The 23,518-nt window shown below is 59.1% G+C and carries 18 protein-coding genes; 8 read left to right on the top strand and 10 right to left on the bottom strand.

What is annotated here, in order from left to right; genetic code table 11:
- Positions 1-50: 50 nt before the first annotated feature.
- Both ACAM27_RS03795 and ACAM27_RS03790 read left to right on the top strand, forming a co-directional pair.
- Positions 51-2,375 carry an ATP-dependent helicase gene (locus ACAM27_RS03795; protein ID WP_222198302.1) on the top strand — a complete coding sequence of 775 codons (2,325 nt, stop codon included), beginning with the start codon at positions 51-53 and terminating at the stop codon, positions 2,373-2,375.
- 168 nt (positions 2,376-2,543) lie between these two features.
- The gene (locus ACAM27_RS03790) at positions 2,544-3,749 is read left to right on the top strand and encodes an OmpA family protein (protein ID WP_369612590.1); all 1,206 of its coding nucleotides are present in this window, start codon (positions 2,544-2,546) and stop codon (positions 3,747-3,749) included.
- Between the two features lie 77 nt (positions 3,750-3,826).
- Here ACAM27_RS03790 and ACAM27_RS03785 read toward each other — a convergent pair whose 3' ends face one another.
- Positions 3,827-5,071, bottom strand: a complete 1,245-nt coding sequence (locus ACAM27_RS03785; protein ID WP_369612589.1) for a methyltransferase — start codon at positions 5,069-5,071, stop codon at positions 3,827-3,829.
- Here ACAM27_RS03785 and ACAM27_RS03780 point away from each other — a divergent pair.
- Positions 5,070-5,750: a tRNA/rRNA methyltransferase gene (locus ACAM27_RS03780; RefSeq protein ID WP_288036722.1), complete on the top strand. Its 681-nt coding sequence runs from the start codon at positions 5,070-5,072 to the stop codon at positions 5,748-5,750. The two genes, ACAM27_RS03785 and ACAM27_RS03780, sit on opposite strands and share 2 nt — an antisense overlap.
- 2 nt (positions 5,751-5,752) lie before the next feature.
- On the opposite strand, the gene ACAM27_RS03775 is transcribed toward ACAM27_RS03780, so the two are convergent.
- Both ACAM27_RS03775 and ACAM27_RS03770 read right to left on the bottom strand, forming a co-directional pair.
- Positions 5,753-7,024 carry a D-amino acid dehydrogenase gene (locus ACAM27_RS03775; protein WP_023009455.1) on the bottom strand — a complete coding sequence of 424 codons (1,272 nt, stop codon included), beginning with the start codon at positions 7,022-7,024 and terminating at the stop codon, positions 5,753-5,755.
- Between the two features lie 10 nt (positions 7,025-7,034).
- On the bottom strand, positions 7,035-7,865 hold the full coding sequence (locus ACAM27_RS03770) for a polyphosphate kinase 2 family protein (protein ID WP_023009454.1): 831 nt from the start codon (positions 7,863-7,865) through the stop codon (positions 7,035-7,037).
- A 119-nt stretch (positions 7,866-7,984) separates the two neighbouring features.
- Here ACAM27_RS03770 and ACAM27_RS03765 point away from each other — a divergent pair, with 119 nt between their 5' ends.
- The 3 genes from ACAM27_RS03765 (at position 7,985) to ACAM27_RS03755 (ending at position 11,676) form a co-directional block, all read left to right on the top strand.
- Positions 7,985-8,794, top strand: a complete 810-nt coding sequence (locus tag ACAM27_RS03765; protein ID WP_023009453.1) for a TatD family hydrolase — start codon at positions 7,985-7,987, stop codon at positions 8,792-8,794.
- A complete protein-coding gene (locus tag ACAM27_RS03760) occupies positions 8,791-9,999 on the top strand; it encodes an HD-GYP domain-containing protein (RefSeq protein ID WP_023009452.1) in 1,209 nt (402 codons plus the stop codon). Before ACAM27_RS03765 ends, ACAM27_RS03760 begins: the two co-directional genes overlap by 4 nt.
- Before the next feature lie 69 nt (positions 10,000-10,068).
- On the top strand, positions 10,069-11,676 hold the full coding sequence (locus tag ACAM27_RS03755; protein WP_369612588.1) for a Na/Pi cotransporter family protein: 1,608 nt from the start codon (positions 10,069-10,071) through the stop codon (positions 11,674-11,676).
- Here the strand turns inward: ACAM27_RS03755 and ACAM27_RS03750 are convergent.
- From ACAM27_RS03750 to ACAM27_RS03720, 7 genes are all read right to left on the bottom strand, one after another.
- Entirely contained in the window at positions 11,658-13,937 is a 2,280-nt protein-coding gene (locus ACAM27_RS03750; RefSeq protein WP_369612587.1) for a diguanylate cyclase domain-containing protein, read from the bottom strand. The two genes, ACAM27_RS03755 and ACAM27_RS03750, sit on opposite strands and share 19 nt — an antisense overlap.
- Positions 13,934-14,890, bottom strand: a complete 957-nt coding sequence (locus ACAM27_RS03745) for an ABC transporter substrate-binding protein (RefSeq protein WP_023009449.1) — start codon at positions 14,888-14,890, stop codon at positions 13,934-13,936. Before ACAM27_RS03745 ends, ACAM27_RS03750 begins: the two co-directional genes overlap by 4 nt.
- A gap of 108 nt (positions 14,891-14,998) precedes the next feature.
- Positions 14,999-15,907, bottom strand: coding sequence for a lysine exporter LysO family protein (locus tag ACAM27_RS03740; protein WP_023009448.1), 909 nt, complete (start codon positions 15,905-15,907; stop codon positions 14,999-15,001).
- A gap of 61 nt (positions 15,908-15,968) precedes the next feature.
- Positions 15,969-16,289 (bottom strand): DUF2288 domain-containing protein, encoded by a 321-nt coding sequence (locus ACAM27_RS03735; protein ID WP_011787074.1) that lies wholly within the window; start codon positions 16,287-16,289, stop codon positions 15,969-15,971.
- Positions 16,290-16,358: 69 nt separating this feature from the next.
- The gene (locus ACAM27_RS03730) at positions 16,359-16,751 is read right to left on the bottom strand and encodes a response regulator (RefSeq protein WP_023009447.1); all 393 of its coding nucleotides are present in this window, start codon (positions 16,749-16,751) and stop codon (positions 16,359-16,361) included.
- On the bottom strand, positions 16,748-17,887 hold the full coding sequence (locus ACAM27_RS03725; RefSeq protein ID WP_369612586.1) for a response regulator: 1,140 nt from the start codon (positions 17,885-17,887) through the stop codon (positions 16,748-16,750). The genes ACAM27_RS03730 and ACAM27_RS03725 overlap by 4 nt, the downstream gene beginning before the upstream one ends.
- Before the next feature lie 24 nt (positions 17,888-17,911).
- Entirely contained in the window at positions 17,912-19,597 is a 1,686-nt protein-coding gene (locus tag ACAM27_RS03720) for a diguanylate cyclase (RefSeq protein ID WP_369612585.1), read from the bottom strand.
- 161 nt (positions 19,598-19,758) lie between these two features.
- Here ACAM27_RS03720 and ACAM27_RS03715 point away from each other — a divergent pair, with 161 nt between their 5' ends.
- Positions 19,759-21,483, top strand: coding sequence for an ATP-binding protein (locus ACAM27_RS03715; RefSeq protein ID WP_369612584.1), 1,725 nt, complete (start codon positions 19,759-19,761; stop codon positions 21,481-21,483).
- The gene (locus ACAM27_RS03710; RefSeq protein WP_369612583.1) at positions 21,470-23,515 is read left to right on the top strand and encodes a GAF domain-containing protein; all 2,046 of its coding nucleotides are present in this window, start codon (positions 21,470-21,472) and stop codon (positions 23,513-23,515) included. The genes ACAM27_RS03715 and ACAM27_RS03710 overlap by 14 nt, the downstream gene beginning before the upstream one ends.
- Positions 23,516-23,518: the final 3 nt, after the last annotated feature.

Here is a 23,518-nt window from a genome sequence, read left to right as displayed (position 1 = left end):
CGGACCTGCTGGCCATAAGAAGGTATTTGCGCCTGAGCTATGCCGGGATTATGCGGCAGCGCTATCCGCACTACCAGTTGGCCAGTACAATAGCGACTATGCCGAGCCAAACCCAAGCCCCCGACCACCTGTCCCTACCGGATTACCTGACCGACGAGCAGCGCGCCATCATCACGGCCGGTTACGAGCATGCGGTGATTACGGCCGTGGCGGGCAGTGGTAAAACCTCCACGCTGGCCTGGCGCATCCGCTACCTGCTGACCCAGGGCCACGACCCGGACCGGATGCTGGTGCTGATGTTCAACCGCAGCGCCAAGGTAGACTTCGAACGCAAGCTGCAGTCCGTCTGCGAGCAGAGCGGGCTGGCGCTGCCGGAAATCCGTACCTACCACGCCATGGGCCTGCGGCTGTATCGTCGGTTTGTCCGGGAAGGCTATCTGCCGGGCTTTTCGGAAAAGATCCTGACCGAACAGGAGATCGGCTTCCAGGCCTGGTTGCTGACCCGGCGGCTGGCACCGGAGGAACTGGCCGATGAAATCCGCCGCAACAAGAAGGATTTTGTCGAAACCGCCACCGGCTTTATCGACCGGGTCAAAACCGGGCTGGCACCCGCGGAGGTGGTGTTCGAGGAGCTGGGCTACTCCGACAAACACCGCTACCTGATCGACCTGTTCCATTCCTTCGAACAGTGGCGCAAAAGCGAAAGCCGCATCAGCTATGCCGACATGCTGTATGAGCCGGTGATGGCCATCCACCAGAACCCGCCGTTGCAGCGTCTGGTGGGCAATAAAATGGATCTGATCCTGGTGGACGAATACCAGGACACCAACGAGATCCAGCACCTGCTTCTGCGTTATGTGGCCGGAGACCGTGCCCGGGTAACCGTAGTCGGCGACCCGGACCAGACCATCTACGAGTTCCGGGGTGCCCGGCCCGAGTTCATTCTGCGCAAGTTCAGTGATGAGTTTGAAAGCCCGCTGGAGCAGACCCTCAGCTACACCTTCCGTTACGGCCACCGGGTGGCGCTGCTGGCCAATCACCTGATCTGCCATAATACCGGCCGCCGGGATGTGATGTGCCATTCCCATCCGGGTACCCCCGCCACCGAAATCCATCTGCATCAGGCCGAAAACGATGGCAACCAGGTGCTGGCCATCCTGCAGGGACTGGCGCCGGAACAACAAAGCCAGAGCGCCATCTTGTTCCGGGTCTGGAGTCAGAGCGTGCCGATTGAACTGAAACTGCTGGCACGCCAGATCCCCTACCGGATCGACGCCGGTAAGGGCGCGCTGTTCAGCCGCGAGGTTCAGGCAGTGCAGGCCCTGTTGCTGGTGGTTACCCGTCGGCTCGACAAGCTGGCAGAAAATGACCGACTGGACATTGCCCGCCAGATTCTGAGGTTCCCCCACGTAGGCCTGAAAGAACCGGAACTGGAAAACCTGGCCCGGTTCCTGGCGGCGTTCGACACCGGCTGGCACGAACGGCTGCTCAGTCTGGATTTCGACGCCCTGGCGCCCATGGCGGCCAGAAAGCTGAAAAAACTCGGTGAAGTCCTGCAGCAACTCGACCGCTATCAGGGGCCGGTAGCTGGCCTGATCACCGTCTATGCCGAGCACATGGATCTCTATGAGGGTATTCGCAGTCTCGCACTAACCCATGACAGTGCCGAGGAGCGGATTGATACCATTCAGGGGTTTCGCGACTACCTGAAAAGCCTGGAAGTCAATGCCGACGGGGCCCTGGACCACCTCACTCTGCTGAAGCAACAGGCCAGCGAACATCGGGACGAGGGTGTCCTGCTGTCCAGCATTCACCGAACCAAGGGACTGGAATGGCCCGTGGTAATCATTCCCGGCCTGCAGGAGAAATATCTGCCCTATAGCCCGCGCCCCCAGGACGATGCCCGGGCCCTGCTGGAAAGCGAGCGCAGGCTGCTCTACGTGGGCATGACCCGCACCCGCCACCATCTGCACCTGATCACCCGGCCCACCCCGGCCAGCCCGCACCTGGCGGGCGAACAAGGCCCCAGTCGATTCGTTTCCGAACTGTGCTTTGGATTGGCTCAGGAACTCGGCTCCGCGCTGGATACCGGTACTGCCCCAACAGACCAGCCCCTGAAGCTGGACCACCCGTTAACCCCCGTGAGTCTGCGATACGCTGAACGCGAGGGCGTTCAGCTGGAAAGCGAAGGAACAGTCAGCCCAAACACGGCGGAACCAGTGTGGCATCAGCAGCGTCTGACCCATGCTATCTTTGGCACAGGTGAGGTTATCTCGGAAGATGAAAGCTCGTTCGAGGTCCGGTTTGGCAATGGCGACAGGCTGAATTTCAGTAAAAAAAGCGCGCACCTGTATTTCACGCCAGCGGGTGATTGATCTGTCGCCTGTGAAGGCTGCGTACAAATGCGAAGACGTCGAGAGATGCCAAATTTTGTGTTTTATGGCTTACTGGCCTAGATTTTCAGTAACGTGGTGTTTTACCGGAGTTTATCCGTCTTCAACGGAGACAGCTTCAGGACATAATAATCAGACAGGAGGTTCTGCATGAAACTCATGCGCCCGGTCGCTCTGGCCGCCCTTGCAACATCCCTTACGACGCCAGCCCTGGCGGAACGCCAGGAAACCATCTACATCAACCCGTTTGCCGGCTTCCAGCTCTTTGACGATAAACGGGACCTGAGTGAAACCGGCACCTTCGGTGTTGGTGTTGAGTACCGTTTCCGCCCTCACTGGTCAGTTGAGGCCCTGTACTCACGGGCCGACGCCGACCGCAAATATGTGGCTGGCGAATCCGATTTTGACGAAATCCGGGTTGACGGCACCTACTACTTCGCCGGCCCGGAAGCTGCCTGGAACCCTTACGTTTCTCTTGGTGCAGGCCATGCCGACTTCGGGCTGGGAGATTCCATTTCCTACCGCTCGGCAGGTACCGATCACGATGAAACCCGTGTAAACGTGGGTACCGGCTTCCGCTACAACGTCAGTGATGGCATTTCCATTCGTGGCGATCTGCGGGAATTCCACGGCATTGATGAAAGCACCTTCGACACCATGGTATCGCTCGGCTTGAGCTGGGCCTTTACCCGCACGGTTTCTGCCCCGGCCCCGAAAGCCCCGGCCGATGCCGACAACGACGGCGTGCCCGATACTCGCGACCAGTGCCCGGGCACACCGGCCGGTGCCAGCGTCGACAGCCGTGGCTGCGAGCTGGACAGCGACAATGACGGCGTGGCTGACAGCCGCGACCAGTGCCCCAACACGCCAGCCGGTGCCGAGGTTAACAGCCGCGGCTGTGAGCTCGACAGCGACAACGATGGTGTGGTGAACAGCCAGGATCAATGCCCGGACACCACCGCGGGCGCCACGGTGGATGAAACCGGCTGTGAGGGCATTACTGAAACGGTGGAAACCATTGAACTGCGGGTTCAGTTCCCCACCAACAGCTCTGTTATCGACAACGCCTATGACAACGAAATTCGTCGCGTCGCCGATTTCATGGAGGAATACCCGGAAACCACCGTTGAGATCGCTGGCCATACCGACAGCGCCGGTGAAGCGGGCTACAACCAGTTTCTGTCCCAGCGCCGGGCAGAAGCGGTTGCCGGTCGACTGACCGGGCCTCTGGGTGTCGATCCGGACCGTGTCAGCGCGGTGGGCTATGGTGAAGCCGAGCCTGTTGCCACCAATGATACGCCGGCTGGCCGTGCCCAGAACCGTCGTGTTGAGGCACGCATCCAGGTTCGCCGTTAAGGCAATCCGGGCAACCTCGGTAAGGCGCCTTCGGGCGCCTTTCTTTTTGATTCCGCAGTCAGAAAGCGCTCAGGCTTTCAACCGCCCTCACGTTCCGCATCCAGTAGCAGGTTTCTTGGCGTCAGCTGACGATCACAGAAGGTGCCCAGTCGAACCCGGTAACCCTGTTCTTCCAGAAACACGGCGTAGTCCAGGACCAGCCAGAGTTCCAGGGGCCGCCGGAACAGGTGCCGCAGCAGTTCATGCCGGCGCACCTGACGATATCGTTCCTCACCGCGCGCCAGCCATTCTGTCCAGTCAACATCGGCGGGCAGAGCCAGTTGTTTCTTTGCCGCCGCCCAGCGACAGAAATCCTCGAAACGGCCATTATTGAGCCGCGCCGGGTGCGACGGTACCGGCAGGTAATGCCTGTTGCCGGTCAGCTCCCGCTGCAACGCATCGAAACCCAGGCGCCAGGTACTGATGCGCGCGGTCTGCTCGCGCACTCTCTCCGGTGCCGTGACCGTTTCCTGGACTGCCAGTCGCAGATCGTTACGATCCACCGACAAGCACTGGCCGTATTCCCGGGTTTGCCGGGCTTGAAGCTGATACCGTTCACCCCCGGTCAGATGATAGCAGCAGGGTGACAGACTGAGCCGGGGCAAACCGGCCTGGGCACCAGATTGCATCAGCCGGCGGTGCAGATCGCCACAGGCGTGCAGCGCCACCCCATGGTGGCGCTCAGGCAGTTTGAGGCCATCAACCATCACATCCTGATGAGACAAGCGAACCGGGTCGCCATAGTGTTCGGCAAGGCGGTTGCCATCGGTCACCAGTTCCGGATTCCACTCAAATCCGGTTACCTGCACCACACCCCGCCGGGCCAGGGTCCGGCCCAGATGCCCCTTGCCACAACACCAGTCCAGTACCGGATAGCCCAGGGGCGAAATTGCAGCGGCGAATGCGCCGGCCTGCTGTCGTTTTCGGCCAGGCATATCAACGGCGGCCACCTCCGCCAGTTCCGCCTGCCGGCCCTCGGCCTCGGTCGCCAGACGGGGTAAATCAAGCAGATCCCGGTACCGGGCCAGCGCCGGGACATAGCCGGCTAACACCGAGGACAGTTCCGGGAGCCGCTCCTCCCAGTCCTGACACTCCACCTCTGGAAGCGCCTCCAGCCAGCGCGCCAGGTCCGGATGCGCGTCGCGCCAGGCGGGGGCAGGTTCCATGAACGGGATGGGGCGCCAGAGTGGCTCCAGTTCCCGCAGCCAGTCATTCAAAGACTGCCAGCGCTGGTAAAAACAACCCGAGGCTTGGTGTAAACTCGCCGCCGGAGGTAATGTCATGAAACTGGCCTTTGTACTGGTTGAACCGAAAGTCCCGGAAAATGTCGGCGCCGCTGCGCGGGCCCTGTGCACCATGGGTTTTTCCGAGCTATGGCTGGTCAATTCCGACCTGCATACGCGGCCCGAAGCCCACTGGCTGGCCCATGGCAGTGACCACATTCTGGATAATGCGCGCATTTTCCCCGATCTGGCCGCGGTTAGAAACTCCGCGGATTTGCTGATGGGCACCTCAGCCAAGCCCCGCCATCATCGGCAGGACTGGCATGAACCCGGCGCACTGCGCTCGGCACTGGCTAATAAAGGCGGCTCGGTGGCGACGGCGGCGCTGGTGTTTGGTCGTGAGGACCGGGGCCTGGCCAATGAAGAACTGGCCCTGTGCGATCTGCTTACCGGCTTTCCGATGGCGGTCAGCTATCCGTCCCTGAATCTGTCCCAGGCGGTCATGCTGTATGCCTGGGAGCTGTCCGGACTGGCGCGCCAGAGTGACAGCACGCCCGAGGTCGCCTCGGATGCCAGCCTCGGCGCCTTGCGACAACGCCTGGAAACACTGTTACCGGCGCTGGAGGCACCGGCCGACAGCAAGCTGTCGCAGTGGGTATTCCAGCGCCTGCCCATGCTTTCCGAACGGGACGTCGGCTTTGCTCACACCCTGTGCGGCAACCTCGAGCGCAAACTCTGAGTTTACTCCTGGAACCTCCCGGGCCGGAACGCATCCAGCGGCACGGCCGGTTCTTCACCGTCGATGACCTGGGCAATCAGCGAGGCGCTGCCCGCCGACAGGGTCCAGCCGAAGGTGCCGTGGCCGGTATTCAGGAACAGATTCCGGCGTGGCCCTCGGCCAATGATGGCCGGGCCATCCGGGGTCATGGGGCGGAAACCGGTCCAGGTTTCGGCAGCCTCAAGATCCGCGCAGCCGGGAAAGCGTGAACGCACAGATTTCTTGATGGTGGCGATGCGCGCCTCCGGAATGTCACGATTGAAGTCCGCCAGCTCAACAAAGCCCGTGGCCCGGAGCCGGTTGCCCAGTCGGGTCGACACTACTTTCAGGTTATCGTCGTGGATCGTGCTGGCCGGGGCCTTGTCCGGGTCGCTGAGGGGCACTGTCAGGCTGTAACCCTTGATCGGATAGATCGGTAGCTCCAGCCCCAGGGGCCGAACCAGCTGCGGTGACCAGCATCCGGCACAAACCACCACCGCATCCGCTTCCAGGTTTACTAACTCGCCGCTGCGGGTTCGATACTCGATCCCGTTCACCTTCTCGTCATCAAACAACAGCCGCTCAACCTCGACACCATAGTGGAAGGTTGCCCCTTGTTGTTCACACACCTGCGCCAGTGCCCGAGAAAACAGGTGACAGTCGCCGGTGCCGTCCGTGTCATAGCTGATGGCACCATAAAGGGGCCCGTCTCCGGTCATACCCGGCTCCGCGGTTCGAACCTGCTCGGGCGTGAGCAGCTGCGAAGCGATGCCCAGCTCATTCAGCAGGTCGTGAATCTCACGATAATCATCCATGGCCTCAGGGGTGCTGGCCAGGTGCAGCAGGCCCTTGTGGTCGCCATCAAAGCTCAGGTCATGCTCCTGTTCCAGGGCCAGAAAGCGCTCCCGACTGTGGATACCCAGACGCAGCATGGCCCGTTTGTTCAGGCCAAACAGTCCCGGGCTCCAGGCATAGCGCAGGGTGGCAAACATAAACTTGATGGCTTCTACCGAAGGCGGCACCCGCAGCTTGAGCGGGCCGTCGGTTTTGAACAGCCAAGGCAGTGCCTTGAAGACCATGGAGGGATCAGCCCAGGGGTAAACCACACCGTAAGACCGCTGGGCGGCGTTGCCTTTGCTGGTCTCGTTACCAGCAAGGTCGTGTCGCTCCAGCAGGGTCACCTGGTGCCCCCGGCGAATCAGTTCTCTGGCGGTGGTAACACCCACCACGCCACCACCTACCACTGCGATGTGCATAATACCTCCATTAGCTGACACCATTCGCTGCCAGCAGCTGACGATAGTCTTCCAGTACATCCGGATGTTCGGCCGGGTAGTCCGGCGCAAGCTGTTTCAGCACCTCGGCCAGCAGTGCCGCCACAATCGCCCGGGCCTGGGGCTTGCGGTCGCCGGGCACAATGAACCAGGGGGCTTCCTCGGTGTGGGTCTGAGCCAGGGCTTCCTCGGCGAAGGCCTGATAACGGGTGCGCTGTTTCCAGCCCTCGATGTCCGAGCGGTCAAACTTCCAGCGCTTCCTGGGCTTGTCCAGACGTTTGAGCAATCGCTGTTTATGCTCATCCTCGGAGAGATTGAGCCAGATTTTTACGACACAGGTGCCTTCGCTGACCAGGTGACGCTCAAAATGTCGTATCGCCTCGAACCGGGCCGGCCAGTGATAGGTTTCGGCATCACGCACGGGCCATACCCGCTCCCCGATCACGGCCTCATGATGACTACGGTTGAAGGCCACCATCTGGCCATAGGCGGGGAGATAGGGCGTCACCCGCCAGAGAAAATCATGCGCTGCTTCCGTTTCATTGGGTCGCCCGAATGACCAGGCATGAAAGCCGGCCGGGTCAGCATAGGTGGCCAGCGTCCGGATCAGGCTGTCCTTGCCGCTGGTGTCCGGGCCATGGATGACGACCAGCAATGCCCGCTTACGATTCGCCCACAACCGCCTCTGGTACTCTCCGATGTCCTCCAGACTGGCTTCAAGCGCAGGTAGCTTGTCTTCGCCCTCGTACAGAGAGGGATAGCCTTCGAGAGCCGGCTTGTCGGGATTCAGGAACCAGGAACGGGCAAACGCCGTATACTTCATCAAGGAAACTCCCTATCGCCACGATGCAGGTCAGTAATCGTACAAAGTGATAAACTTGTGTGATTCGCTTCTCAGAATAGCATCCACACACCGACCCTGATGGAGTCTAGTACCCCGGCATGAGCAAGAAACGTCGTGAGATTCCCGTATTCGATCACCCGATCATCGAGACCCACTGCCATCTGGACTACCTGAAAGACCGGCCGTTGTCCGATACCCTGGAGCAAAGCCAGCGGGTCAACATCGAAAAGGTGATCACCATTGCCGTGTCACCTGAGAACCTGGCGGCAGTGCGCGAGCTGGCTGGTTCGGCTGACTGGGTGTTTGGTACCCAGGGCATTCATCCCCATGAAGCGGAAACCTACACCGATGAGGTGGAGGCGGAGATTCGCCAGCATGCCACCGACGACAAGATCGTGGCCGTCGGCGAGATCGGGTTGGACTATTTCTACGACAATGCCGATCGCGCCGTGCAGCGGGACGTGTTTCGCCGGCAGCTGCAGATTGCCTGCGACAGCGACCGCCCGGTGGTAATTCACAGCCGCGACGCCGATGACGACACCATCGCGATTCTGAAAGAGTTCGAGCATTCGCTGGAGCGCCGGGGCGTTATTCACAGCTTCACCTCCGGGCCCGGGCTGGCACAATACGCCATCGACCAGGGCTGGTGCCTGGGCTTCAACGGCATCACCACTTTCAATAAGGCCGAGAACGTGCGCGATATCGTACGCATGACGCCCATCGAACAGATCCTGCTGGAAACCGATGCCCCGTTCCTGACACCCGTACCCTATCGCGGCCGCGAAAACGCACCGTTTTACCTGCCGTTCGTGGCCGAGAAAATTGCCGACGTTAAGGAGTTGCCGATGGATCAGGTATTAAGTCAGACCTATCAAAATAGCCTGAGAACGTTTTTCCCCCATCAATGATCAAGCGCATTCCTGTCTCCGCCCTGAAGGTCGGCATGTACATCACCGACCTGAACAACGACTGGATCCCCCATAACACCCAGCGCAAGCAAGGGGTGATAAAGCGGGAAGAGACCATTGAAAAAATCCGCAGGATGGGCGTGCAATATATCTACATTGATGTCACCCGTGGCGCCGACTGCCAGGATTCCGAGCCGGCGGCGCATGTGGATCAGCGCAATGAAACGGCCCTGCAGAACGCCGGAGCCCTGAAGCCGGGATACACCCCGAAGGCCCCTCTGGCAGAAGAAATAGTTATTGCTCAACAGGTGCACAGCCAGGCCCAAAGCCTGGTGGGCAGTTTCATGAACAACGTCAAGATTGGTGGTGCAATTGATGTGGCCCCGATTCACCAGCTCGCAGACGAGCTGCAAAATTCGGTACTACGCAATGCCAATGCCCTGAGTTGCCTGGGACGGATCCGCGAGAAAGACAATTACCTGTTGGAACACTCAGTCAATCTGAGCGTATTGATGTCACTGTTCGGACATTACCGGAAACTCTCTCAGGATGTTCTGCACCAGACCATCGTAGGCGCTTTGTTGCACGACATCGGAAAAATTCTTACGCCCGATGAGGTTCTGCACAAACCTGGCCGACTGACGGCGGAAGAATTCGAGGTCATGAAGCTGCACGCCCGCCATTCCCGTGACATTCTTGCCAGCACCGAAGGCATCGGCGAGATCACCGTGATAACCGCCGCCCAACATCATGAGAAACTGGACGGCAGCGGCTATCCAGAAGGTCTCAAAGGCGACGAAATCACCGAGTACGGACGCATGGTTGCCATCACTGATGTTTACGACGCTATCACTGCTGACCGGGTTTACCACAAAGGCCTGACGCCGACTCAAGGGCTGAAGAAACTGCTGGAGTGGTCCGGGGATCATCTGGACCCGACGCTGGTGAAACAGTTTATCCGTTGCGTTGGGCTGTACCCGATAGGTTCATTGGTCTTACTTGAAAGCGGCAAGCTGGGCGTGGTCATCGAAACGAATGAATCTGACCAGAGATTGCCCGTGGTGCGCGTTATGTACAATACGAAGTTCCGAATGCCTGTAACCTTGCATACCATCGATCTGTCTCGCCCCGGCAACCAGGACCGGATCGTTCGGGCGGTCGATCCAGACGACTACAAACTCGATATCCGGAAGTTTCTGGTCTGACACTCTGAAAGCTGCCCGGGCTCTGCTAGGCTTGTGTTAAAGCCCCATCCATAAAAAAGATAACCCATCATGCTGTCATCGGTTTTCCAGGTTCTGGGCGGTCTGGCCCTGTTTCTCCTGGCTATGGAGATGATGACCAACGGTCTGAAAAACGCCGCCGGCCATCATCTGCGCCATATGCTGGGACACTGGACCAGAACTCCGCTACGCGGTCTGTTTGCCGGCTTTGTCATTACCGGAATCGTGCAGCATTCAGGCGCGGTTACCGTGGCAACCATTGGCTTTGTGAATGCCGGCCTGATGACCCTGGCCCAGTCCCTGGGCGTCGTTTTCGGCTCCAACATCGGCACCACCATGACCGGCTGGCTGGTCAGCCTGATTGGCTTCGGCTTCAAGATTGAAGCCATGGCGCTGCCACTGCTGGCAGCCGGGGTGGGCTTCAAGCTGATCAGCCGCAACCCGAGAAACCAGTTTCTGGGGGAAGCACTGGCAGGTTTTGCGCTGTTTTTCCTGGGGCTGTCGATTCTCAAAACCGCATTGGAATCGTCAGCCCTCGGCTTCCAGAACGGTAACCTGATCAGCGCCGATTACGGCCTGCCGGCCTTCATGCTGATTGGCCTATTGGCCACGGTTCTAACCCAGTCCTCCAGCGCCGCGCTGGCCATCGTGCTCACCGCCGCGGCCGGCGGCCTGATTCCGCTCGATAATGCTGCGGCGGCGGTGATTGGCGCCAATCTGGGTTCCACGTCGACCGCCGCGCTGTCGGCTCTGAAAGCCACGGCAAACGCCCGCCGGCTGGCCACCGGCCACATCCTGTTCAACCTGGTCACCGGCGTCATCGCCCTGCTGGTACTGCCGGCCATGCTCTGGCTGGTGAATACCCTGACCGACTGGCTGGATCTGGAAGCCAACCCGGCGGTTTCGCTGGCCCTGTTCCATACCCTGTTTAACGTTCTGGGTGCCGCGATCATGCTGCCCTTCACCCTGCCATTCGCCCGTTTTCTGGGCCGGCTATTCCGCAGCAAGGAAGAAGACAACGCCGAACCGCGATATCTCGATGACACCCTGGTGACGACACCAGAACTGGCCATCGGCGCCGTGGATCAGGAGATGAAGCGGTTGATTGGCCACAGCCGGGGGTTGCTGCGGGTATGCCTGGATCGGGAAAGCCTGGAGGAATCCGATGTCCGCCCGAAGGCCGATGCCGTGCGTAACCTGAATCTGGCCATTAACGACTATATCGGGCGCCTGAGAGCCGAGAAAATGCACCCGTCGGTGGTGGATGCGCTGACGCTGAGCATTCGCACCTGCCGTTACCTGGCGGAAGCCACTGAGCTGACCCTGCATCTGGTCAGGCTTCGGGCGCTGGCACGCCGCACGGATTTCGAAACACTGGAGCCGGTTTTCAACCGTTATTTCGAGGTTATTCGGGTGTTGGTGGCGTCAGAAGCGCCAGCGCCGGAGCAGTTCCAGGAAGCCGAAACAGTCTACCATCAGCTTAAAGCCGCCACCCTGCAGAAGATGATCCGACGGGAGTTCAGTTCCAGCCTGGGTGACCAGGTTCTGGACGAACTCAGCGCTGTGCGCCGGCTCACCGATCAGTGGAGCAAGGCACTGTATTGGCAGGATGGCGTGGGGTTACTCAACCACAGCCATGATCAGGCATCGGTATCCTGAAAACAGCAGTAGCGGTTCTTGCCTTCGCGCTTGGCCCGATACATGGCCTGGTCTGCCTGGCGAAGCAGCTGATCACCGTCAATCTCCTCACCTTGCGGGTACAGGGTGTAACCCATGCTCGCGGACACTTCAACGCTGTGATTGGCCACCCACACCGGTTCGGCAATCACCGTTAGCAACCGTGAAAGCAGAACATCCAGGGTCGCCGCGTCCGGCACATTGACGATGATGGCGGCAAACTCGTCGCCGCCCAATCGTGCCAGACTGTCCTCCTCCCGGAGAGTCGAGCGCATGCGCCGGGCCACCTCCACCAGCAATCCATCTCCGGCATCGTGGCCAAAGGCATCGTTCACCGGCTTGAACTGATCCAGATCGATGTAGATCACCGCCAACCGGTAATTCTGCCGGCGGGCCTGGGCCATGGACTGGTGCAGACGATCCGAGAACAGTACCCGGTTCGGCAGATTGGTCAGCGCGTCGTAGTGCGCCATGATCCTGAGCTGCTTCTCGATCTCTTTCTGTCGGGTGATATCACTGAACACACCTACAAAGTGGGACAGCTCGCCCTGCTCATCCAGTACGCTGCTCAGGGTAAGGTTAAGTACAATGGCCTGGCCTTCCTGGTGCCGGGCGGCGAATTCCCCGCTCCACACACCGTGCCGGTTGGCAGCCACCAGTATGGCACTGCCCTCATCCACCGGCATGGGCGGCAAACTGCCAATGGCAGACTTGTGATCCCGCCCGGTAATCTGGGTATAGGCTTCATTGATATCCATCACCACGCCGTGGGCATCCGTAATGAATATGGCTTCGCGGGCATTCTTGAACACCCTCAGCGCCAACCGTTGCTGTTCCTCGGCCTGTTTTCGGCGGGTGATGTCGTGCCAGGAACAAAGTACCGAAGGGATGTCACTGTCGTGTTCATAAACCGGAGCCAGGGTCATGGCCACCCACACCCGGGCCCCATCCGAGCGTGCAAACAACCATTCTGTCTGGGACACCTCTCCGGCCGTCACCCGGGCAAAAAGCGCCTCGGACTTCTGTGACGACGGAGTTCCATCCGGCTGGCTATGGGGCGAGAAGGCCGCCAGGGATTTGCCCAGCAGCGACGCTTCTGACGTGTAGCCCACCAGATCCACTGCCGCCCGATTGCAATCCACCAGCTCGCCATTGCGGATCATCAGCATCGGCTGGGGCCAGCTGGCAATCAGTGAACGCAGCCGACGCTCTTCAGAAGCCAGTTGTTTCTTCTTGCGGCCAAGCCAGAGACTGGTGAGCACCAGCAGTACGAACAATACAGCAACGGTAATCACCCAGTTGCGGTATTGGTGGAGTATGTCGACCCAGGTTACCCTCGGCACCTGATCGTAGGGCGGCATACGCAGGGTTCGAGTCAGCATCTCGACCGACTGATAGTCCGCCGGCGGTGAAAACCCCGCCAGACCAGCCGCCTGCGCCGCGGCATGCTCTGGCTCCAGGGCAAACAGTGCCGACGCTACCCGGCGCACCGTCCGGCTATCGACATGGGGCAGAGAAACCAGAGGCCACTCCGGGTACAGCCGGGTGGACAGGACGAACGGATAGCCCCGCAGCTGCTGCGGATTGATGATTTTCAGTTCGCCGGCAAGGTTCGGGTTCTCGCTCAGCAGTTCTTCATAGATACCGGTACGGATGAATCCGACATCGGTATCGCCCGACAGCACCGAGCGGATTACCCTGTCGTGATTGCCCAGAAACACCATCCGGTTGTGGCGGCGGACATCCACGCCCGCATTGACCAGCTCCAGCGCCTGGGCCTGATAACCTCCCAGATACGTCAGCCCCGGCGTAGCAATACTCTTTTTCTCAAGGTCTTGCAGGCGGTTGATATCCTCCCGTTCGGCACGGGCAATGATTACCCCGCCGATACTGCCCGTGGTTTCGCCCTGCCAGTTTCGCCCCAGGGTTGCGAGTGCGCCGGTCAGGCTGCGTTCACTGCGAATCACCAGAAAATGGCTGGGATTGGTGAGGAAGAAATCGATCTGGTTGGCGGCCAGGGCCCGGTTCATATCATCCTGATTGAACACCCTCAGGTTCACCGGCAGGCCGGTTTCCAGGGTCAAGTAGTCGGCCAGGGGCTGATAACGTTCATTGATCACATTATCTGGCCGGTAGGCAAAAACGCCGAGCGTTACCGAGTCCCCGGCTGCCACCGGTGCAGGCACGCTGGCAGCAACCAGCAACAGCCAAACCAGGCAGTGGGAAAGCAAAGCCTTTATCATGGCAGGCTCCGTGGCAGGAAAGCCGGATCGGTCAGGTGCTCATATTGCAGGGGCTTATCCATCAGGCCCTCACGAACCATGATATTTTCCAGGGTCTTCGCCACCACTTCCAGCCGACCGTTGTGCGTGAGGTACCGGTGATTGGCCGAAAGTTCCGGCAACATCACGGTTGCCAGGGACTGGCGCACCATATCCGGTGACACCTCCTGGCGTGTGGCTACCCGATAGACCGCATCGTGCATGTTGCGAACCAGATGCTGCAGGCCAAGAAAATGTCCTTTCACCAGATCCCGTACCGCAGCTGGCTGCCGACTGGCCGCAGCATCCGTGACCACCAGCAGATCGAAGATGGTTTCCGGCAGTTGGCTGCTGTCAAACAGACGTACCGCACCTTCGGCCACCAGCCGGGAGGCCTCCGGTTCGTAGCTGATGGAAGCATCGATATCACCACGCTGCCAGGCCCGGGTATGTTCGTTGACCGGTATGTCCACCACCGATATGTCGTTGCTGGTCAGGCCCGCGCGTTCCAGCACCGAGAACAGCAGGATGCCGGACACGCCACCGAGTTCCACGGCCACCCGCCGGCCCCTCAACCCCGAAAGACCGGTGATTTCGGGCCGAACCAGCAGCACGTCCGCGCCTACGGAGACATTGGTGACGGCTACAGCCTTCACCGGTACACCTGCGGCAAGAACTCTCAGGGTTTCATCCAGGGTCAGGGCTGCGGCGTCCAGGTTGCCAGAAATCAGTCCAGTGATGGAATCACTGGCTGCCCGGCCTTTTACCAGTTGCACCGTTTCCGGCAGCCAACCAAATTCTTCTGCGAGGTACAGGGGTTCGTAACCAATCCAGGGGTGGATACCGGTTCTCAGGGGTTCAGACCGGGAGCAACCGCTCATGCCCGCGGCAACAGCGGCAGCTATCGTCAGTTGCAGAAATTGACGGCGGTGCATCCAGAGGCTCCGGGGACGATATGGTTATTCTTTGCATACTAATCCGTAGCCACTATAGCCGTAAATCTGACCAAAGCATTGCACCGGGTCAAATTGAGCAAAATCAACCTATCCCAGCGACAGAAAAACGCCCATCAGCACCGGTGAAAGGAAGGACAGCAGAAATCCGGAGGCGATAGCCACCGGCACACAGGCCAGGCCGCCACTGCTGCGAATGACCGGCAGCGTGAAATCCATGGCGGTGGCTCCGCCGTAGCCGATGGCCATGGCTGGCCGGGCATGGATCACTAGCGGAATCAGGGCCAGAGCAATAATTTCCCGCAGCACATCGTTCAGGAAAGCGACACCGCCCCAGGCGGGTCCCAAGGCATCACCAATGACAATGCCTGAGAGTGAATACCAACCAAACCCGGAGGCCAGGGCCAAAGACTGATGCCAGGGGATATCCAGTACCGGCACCAGAGCCAGCCCCGCCACCAGGGAGCTAACCACCAGGGCCAGTGCAATCCCCAGCCCCTGGCGGTTCATCAGCAGTTTGCGCAATGACAGGCCGGCATTGCGTAACTGAAGCCCTATAAGGAACAGCAACAACATCAGCGCCCAGGTGGCCACATCGTCCACCATCGGCAGATCCGGGAACAGGAAATACCCGAGCAGAGCACCGACAAGCACGGACAAAAGCGGTTTGAGGCCTGCCAGAAACAGGCGGCCATAACCGGGCCTGGAACCGGTTTCAGCCGCCTCCGTGTGCATGGGCTGCCAACGGTGAAACAGCCAAAGGCCCGCCATGTTCGCCACCAACAAGACCAGCACCAGCCCCGCCACCTGGGCGGCCATGGTACCCAGCTGACCCAGCAGCCCTTCCATCTGCCCCAGCCCCAATCCCAGCAGAGCCAGAATGAAATACACCAGGGCCTCCACCGAATAGTGAATCACGGTCATCAGCTGGCGATTGGAGAGGGCAATGGCAAAGCCCAGAAACAACGGAGCCAGTATCAGGAGCGCACCGGTCAGCATGACAACCTCGAATGAATACAGGGATAAAGTGTAGGACAGTTGCGGTGAAAATCAGGGGCGTTCAGTGCAGGCGCTCGCCGGAGCGGTCCTGTACCAGCACCCAGGGGGCAATGACGACCGCCCAGAGTTCGGCGTTGCGATCATACCAGGCGCGCGCGAGGTCCGGTGCCACCTCGCCCACCTGCCCTCCGGACATCCAGTGCTCGAACTGGGCCTTGTTGTCCGCCGCCAACTGGGCCGCCACATTCAGCAGGTCCAGCTCTGGCGCCACTCGCACTACCTGGCCCCGGGCATAATAGGTTTGCAGCTCATGCCAGTGAATGCGGGAGGTCTCCAGGTTGAGCTTGGCCTTGATTTCTTCCGGCGACTGGGGGGATGACATGACAACCTCGGTGATCAGTTCATTTGCGGGGCGCCAGCCTACCCTAAAACCGATGACGACGCACCCGGTTCAACGCTCCGGGTTGTCGGCCACCAGGCGCCGGATATCATCGGCCAGAGTCATGGGATCAAAGGGTTTCGGAATGACACCGATGGCGCCCAGCAACCGGTATTCCTCAATTTCCGAGGGCTGTAAACGAGCGGTCATAAAGATAACCGGAATATTCAGCCCCTCCGGGCGCTGCTGCAAGGCTTTCAGAGTCTGAGGCCCATCCATACCCGGCATCATCACATCCAGTAAAACCAGATCCGGTCCAAATTCCTCAATGCGTGATAGGGCTTCCTGACCGGAGGCACACAGGCAGACATCGAAGCCGCCCACATCCACCAGTGCCAGCTCAGCCACACTGCGAATGTCCTCATCATCCTCAACGTAAAGCACGCGATCAACTTGTTGGCTCACGAGGGCTTTAACTCCTTTGGTTCAGTCTCATCCAGGCCCAGCCGTCGCAGTAAACGCTGGCATTCTTCGCCGGATTTCGCACCTGCCGCTTCCAGAGAGGCCGCCCTCATCACCAGTCGGTCTTCACGGGTACAGTCAGAACCAAGCGAATGCACTGCCCCAATCAACTCCCTCAAACCGAGTGGCAGATGCCAGTGAATTTTCAGTCGGTTTCCAAACGGTGCGGACCATTCCCGAAACAGGGCTTCAAACGCGGCCTCCTCGACTTCGCCACCCAGCGCCACGTATTCATCCAGCACTTTGACCAGGGCCATCTCACCAAGGCGACTGAGCAGGCCAGCCTGCTGGAACAGCACCGGCTGCTTTTTGAGTCTCAGCGCCAGAGCCTGGGCGGATTTTGCGACACTGAGCGCCTGGCCGTAATAGACGCCAACCCGAGCGCGCAACGGCGGATGCTGGATATTGCGCGAAACATCCAGAGACAATGCCAGCGCCTGGTTTAACGCCATCGCAACCCCGATCGAACTGATCGCGTCCCGGACTGTATCCAGAGGTTCACCCGTACGGCGAAAGGAGGTGCTGTTGGCCACATCCAGCAGGCGCAGCGTCAGCGCTGGGTGATCCCGCCACCGTTCTGCAAGTTGCGAAGCAGAAAGCTCGTCCTGACGCCGGTATAAATCCAGAATCTCAGCAGCATCCAGATCGGACGGCAACTGCGTAATGTTCTCCAGCGCATCGGCCAGATAACTCGAGATCGAAGGCAGCTTCGCAGGAGTATCGGACAGGAGATCGGTGAGTTTCTTATGCAGGACACGAACGTCCAGCGGCTTGGTAATATAGCCATTGATGCCGTAATGGGCGGCCTTCAATACGGAGTCCCGATCGGCCCGGGCCGAGACAATCACAACGGGCATGGTCGCTTTAGCTGAACGAACCCTGCGAACCAGTTCCAGCCCCGAGCCATCCGGCAGGTTCCAGTCCGCAATAATCAGATCAAAATCGTCATCTTCAACATATCGGAAGGCTTCGGACAGCCGGCTCGCCACCGTAACCCGCATGCCTGGACGGAGCCCCGCCACTACGGTCTCCAGCAGCTCCGATAAGAGATCATCGTCTTCAAGCACCAATGCTTTCAAGGCATTCTCCGCAGCATGATTGACCTACGCGTTAGCTGTATACAGCGTAACGCCATTACGGCCGTTTCGTTTCCGCTCATAGAGTGCCTTGTCAGCCGCTTCAATGATTTGATCACCGGCAGAAAAATCATTGATTTTTGCGACCCCGGCGCTAAACGTCACGTGGAACACGTCGTCTTCACTGGAAAACTCCAGTTCAGAAAAACTCTCAAGAATACCGGACATAAGTCGCAGAGCAGCTGGCGGCTCACAATGCGGCAGTACCACGAGAAATTCTTCACCACCGTAGCGACCGATGGCATCAGATTCCCTCAGCCGGTTGCGCAAAAGATTGGCCAGAGTCCGGATGACAACATCACCCTGTGCATGCCCCCAAGTGTCATTTACCTGCTTGAAATGATCAATGTCGAGCAGAACCGCAACAGAACTGTAATCGCCCCGGGTGCAACGCTGACGCTCCCTTTCCACTTCCTGTTTGATTACCGAGTGTTTCAGCAGTCGCGTCAGACTATCGCGGTTCATCAGCTCAGACAGCTGCCGAGCCCGATGACAGCGCATCTGGACGGCCCGTATGAGGTAATCATCTGAAATCGGTTTGACCAGGAACTCATCGGCACCGCCGGACAACGCACGAAGCTGGCGCTCCGGATCATCTTCGGAAGACAGGTAAACAATCGGCAGGCTCAACCAGCGGGCATGGAAGCGGATCATCCGAGCCAGAACTACGCCAGAATGCGCGCCTAGCTCAATATCCATCAGCAACAGCTCAGGCTCGAACGCATAGAGTTCTGACAGCAGCGTCAAAGGGTCAGAGACGGCATGGGCCTCAATACCGGCAGACTTGAGCACCAGGCAATAGTGCTCGGCCAGTTCCCGGTCGTCGTCGACGATCATCACGCGGCCTTTGGTGCCGGCGGCCAGTTCCTGAACCAGGGTTTCCAGCCGCTCCACCAGTTCGGGCAGGTCCACCGGCGCCGACATGAACGCACGTGCCCCGTGCTGGGCAACGTGATAGCGACGATCGAAGTTTTCGGCCTGTCCGATGCAAACAACCGGCACCGGTGGCTGATAGGCGCCGCGGGGATGGGCCTCCAACCAACGAGCCACACTTTCAATACTGGCATCGCTGCAGAGCACGGCTGCGGCATTACCAGGATCAGTACTTGAAGCCTGCACCACGCCTTCCCGGCTCTCTATCGTCTCGACAGAAAACCCGTATTTCTGCAATTCATCCGGCAAGGACGCCAATTGATCCGTGGCGTCAAGAACCACGATCAGCCGAACCTGCATGCCATGGGAGACCAGCTCTTCATCGGCTTGCGCCGATCGCTCCCGCTCCGTGGACAACGGGTTATCCAGATCGGCGATGCCAATCAGGAGTTCAAGCTGGTCGGCGACATTTTCATCAACGGGAAGACAATCGAACTGGTCGTCGGATTCCTCCGCCAAAGCTTCTTGCTCCCGCTTGAGACGTTTTTCGAGCTCTCGCGCAAATTCTCCAAGGGAGGGGAAACCAAACGTGCCCGCAGATCCCGCCAACTTGTGCAACCTTTGACTACAGTCGCTGAGGGTCAGCTCATCCACCCGGCCCTCTCGAATCAGGGTCGCGAACCCCGAAAGGTAGGTCAACTCGCCCCTTAAACGCTCGATAAAACGCAGTTTCAGAACGTTCAGGCGATCACTGATGTCGTCTTGCCGTTGGTTATCCAAAAAAACTCCCCGAATCCTGGTTTTTCCGACTCTGGAAATACTCTAAGCTCTATGTAAGCACGTTTTTCCGCTCTCGACCACGCCACTAAGGATTACCGTTGAGATCCCCATCGTTAGGTATACGCGTTACCCTGATTACGATCTCCAGCAGTATTGCGACCATGGCAGCCGTGTTGTTTTTTGCCTACAACGGGCTGGTAAGGGATTTCGAGAACGTTCTGACCCAAAGGCAGCTGCTGGAAACCGACTCGGCTGCGCGCATTGTGGACCAACAGCTTCAGATTCGCCTGGAGGCACTGAAGGCCTTCTCGGCTTTTCTCACGGACGGCGACAACCTGCGCCCTCTGCCTGAGTTGAAAGAGCTTCTCGGGCGCCAGCCCAGTCTTGAACGCTATTTCGAAGGCGGCCTGCTCATTTTTGATGACAAGGGTGTCGCCATTGCAGAGAACCGTTTTGTGCCCAGACGAATCGGCACTGACTACTCAGACCGCCCGCATTTCCGGGAAGCCCTGACTAGCCGGCAAGCGGTGATCAGCCGTCCCATTATCGGCCGCACCACCGGATTGCCACTGCTATCTTTTCTGGCTCCCATTGTCAGTGACGACGGCGATCTGCTGGGCTTGGCGGGCGGCAGCATCAACCTGGCTGAATCCGGCATCATTCCCGACTCCTTGAGTGAAAAAAGTAACGCCATCTTCAAGGTGCTCGATACCGGGCACTTCACACAGGTGGATTCGCTGACCCCCGGCGCTCCGATGCCTGAGCTACCGCCACCCGGCGAGAACCTGATTATCGACGCAGCGCTGTCTGGCGTCACATCGGGGGTAGTGACCGACAAATCCGGTAAACGCTGGATTTATGCGACCCGTCATCTGGAGCGTGTCGGCTGGTTGTTTCTGCGCGCCGAGCCCTATGAAGGCGTGACCGGCCCGGCCAGGGCCTCATTTGAAAACTTTCTGCTGCTCAGCGTAATGGCTGCACTGATTCTGGCCACAGCAGCCTGGCTACTCGGGCGCACTGCCACCCGGCCCCTGGAACACATGTCCACACGGATAAGAGCCATGGTGGATGGCGCATCGGATACCCGCCGCTTGAAGCCCAAGGGCCCGCCGGAAACCCGCAATCTCGCGCTGGCCTTCAACCGGCTGATGGAGGAACGGGAAGCTCTGGACCAGATGAAAGACCAGTTTGTGGCCACCGTGAGTCATGAATTGAGAACGCCTCTGACCTCAATCAACGGTTCTTTGAAACTGCTGGACCGGGAGGCGGCCGGCGAGCTTCCGGAAAAGGCCAAGAAAATGGTGGAAGTAGCGCTGCGCAACGGCGAACAACTGCAGCTGCTGATTTCAGATCTGCTGGATTTCAATAAAGCCATCGCCGGAAAAATGATGTTGCAGATTGGCACAATCCAGGTCAGTGAAGCCCTGGAGCAGGCCATTGAAGGCAATCGCTCAATGGCCACCCATTATGGTGTCTCTTTGTGCGCAGTCCCGGCCGCTGAACCCTTGGTGGTCCGAGCCGACCCCCAGCGACTCCGACAGATACTGGACAACTTTATCAGCAACGCCATCAAGTTCTCTCCCACTGGCGCCGCCGTTCAGCTGTCCGCCCGAGCGGTTAATCAGAACACCATCCGATTCATCATTTCGGACCACGGCCCGGGGGTGGATGAGCAGTTTATCCCACATCTGTTCGAGCGGTTTGCACAAGCCAACCCATCCTCAAAACAGGCACAGTCCGGCACTGGCCTGGGGCTGGCCATTTGCCGTGAGCTGGCCCATCTGATGCACGGCCAAGTGGGCTACTATTACCAGCAAGGGGCCCATTTCTGGCTCGACATTCCCCGCCAGGAGACCTCAAGGGAGCCTGATCATGAAGTCACCTGAGTACCCACTCGAAGAACCACAACGGCTCTCCGCCCTGGAGGCGACAAAGCTGCTCGACACTCCCCCGGAGGAGCGCTTCGATCGGGTAACAAGGCTTGCCGCCGAGGCGTTCGATGTGCCCATTGCGTTGGTGTCACTGGTCGACCGGGAACGCCAGTGGTTCAAGTCCTGCTATGGCCTGGGAGTCCGGGAAACTGGTCGTGACATTTCGTTCTGCGGCCATGCCATCCTGAAATCCGAGGCTTTCGTGGTTTCCGACGCACTGGCCGATGAGCGGTTCTCCGACAACCCCCTGGTCACAGGAGAACCCCATATCCGTTTCTATGCGGGCGCGCCGCTGGAAGACCGCTCGGGCTTTCGCATTGGCACCCTATGCATTATCGACAAAAAACCTCGAGGCTTTTCGAACCGGGACGAGAAAACGCTCAGAGATCTGGCCGATATCATCGAACGCGAGCTCCAGTTTCAGGAGCTCGGCAACTATTACAGTGAGCGCACCCGTGCACTGAATACACTGAACGAAATCGTTCTGGAGGTGAAAGGCAATCTTGACACTGCCATTCCGCTAGCGCTCAACAAGGCCAACCATTTCCTGGGAACAGAAACGGCCATTGTCAGCGAAATCAATGGTGGCGCCTACACCGTACTCTGGCACCATGCGCGCCGAAACGAGGCACTTGAGAACGGACTCATCTTGCCCGTTGAGCAAACCTACTGCTCCATTCTTCTTGAGCGGGGTGACGTGCTCGCCATCAACCACATGGGGCGTTCGCGATTTCAGGATCATCCCTGCTACGCCGAGTTTGGTCTGGAAAGCTACCTGGCCGCGCCAATCTGGATAGATGACACACTGTTCGGAACCCTGAACTTTTCATCCTCCATACCGCGCAAACCACCGTTTACCGAAACGGAAAAGATGTTTGTAAACCTGCTGGCCCGCTGGGTTGCCGATGCCATTCACCAGTCCCGGCAGGCCGAGATCCTGGAAAAACTCGTCAGCAACGCGCCGGGAATGCTCTACCAGTACCGTCTCTGGCCAGACGGCCACAGCACCTTCCCCTACACCAGCCAAGGTATCCAGCAGATCTATAATATCAGCGCCGAAGCTGCGGCAAACGATGCCAGTCCGGTTTTCGGCGTTATCCACCCTGAAGACCTTCCAGAGGTTGCTGAAAGCATTCAAGAGTCCGCAGACAAATTGAGCCGTTGGCACCAGCGTTATCGAATTCAGTGGCAAGGCCAGAACTGGCACTGGGTCGAGGGGCAGGCCAACCCCGAAAAACTGCCGGATGGCAGCATTCTGTGGCACGGCTATATCGTAGACATCAACGAGCGATACGAAGCCGAACAGATGAAGAACCAGTTCATCTCCACCGTCAGCCACGAACTGCGCACTCCCCTCACTTCGATTTCCGGGTCCCTGGGACTAATTTTGGGCGGCGTGACGGGAAACATCGACGAGAAAAGCCGTCACATGCTCTCCATCGCAAAGCGCAACGCCGACCACCTGAAGCTGCTGATAGACGATCTCCTGGATATCGAAAAACTGATTGCGGGCAACATGCCCATGGCGCCTGAGGAACAGGACATTGGAACGTGCGTAACCACCGCCATTGAAGAAATCCAGCCCTTCGCCAAACAGCGTCACGTGCGTATTACACTGCGGGACGGCTCGCCGGGGCTCACGGCGCTGTTTGACAGCATCCGGCTGAAACAGGCTCTCACCAACCTTTTGTCCAACGCCGTCAAATTCTCACACGAGCACGGCGAAGTCCTCGTCGATATTGAATCGTCAGAATCGGCAGCCCGCATCTCGGTGAAAGACCAGGGGATCGGCGTACCTGAGAGCTTCCGGTCCAGGATCTTTCAGAAGTTCGCGCAGGCAGACGGCTCTGTTACCCGCGGACAAGGCGGGACCGGCCTTGGACTGGCAATCACCAGAGAAATCATGACGCAGATGGGTGGCAGTGTCGGGTTCAACTCGGTCGAGGGGCAGGGTTCCACTTTTTGGCTGGAGTTCCCCTTATCATGAGCT

The organism is Marinobacter sp. RI1, from assembly GCF_041155085.1.
Classification (GTDB): Bacteria; Pseudomonadota; Gammaproteobacteria; order Pseudomonadales; family Oleiphilaceae; genus Marinobacter; species Marinobacter nauticus.
Note: the sequence above shows the minus strand (reverse complement) of the source record. Positions and strands in the feature narration are given on the sequence as shown.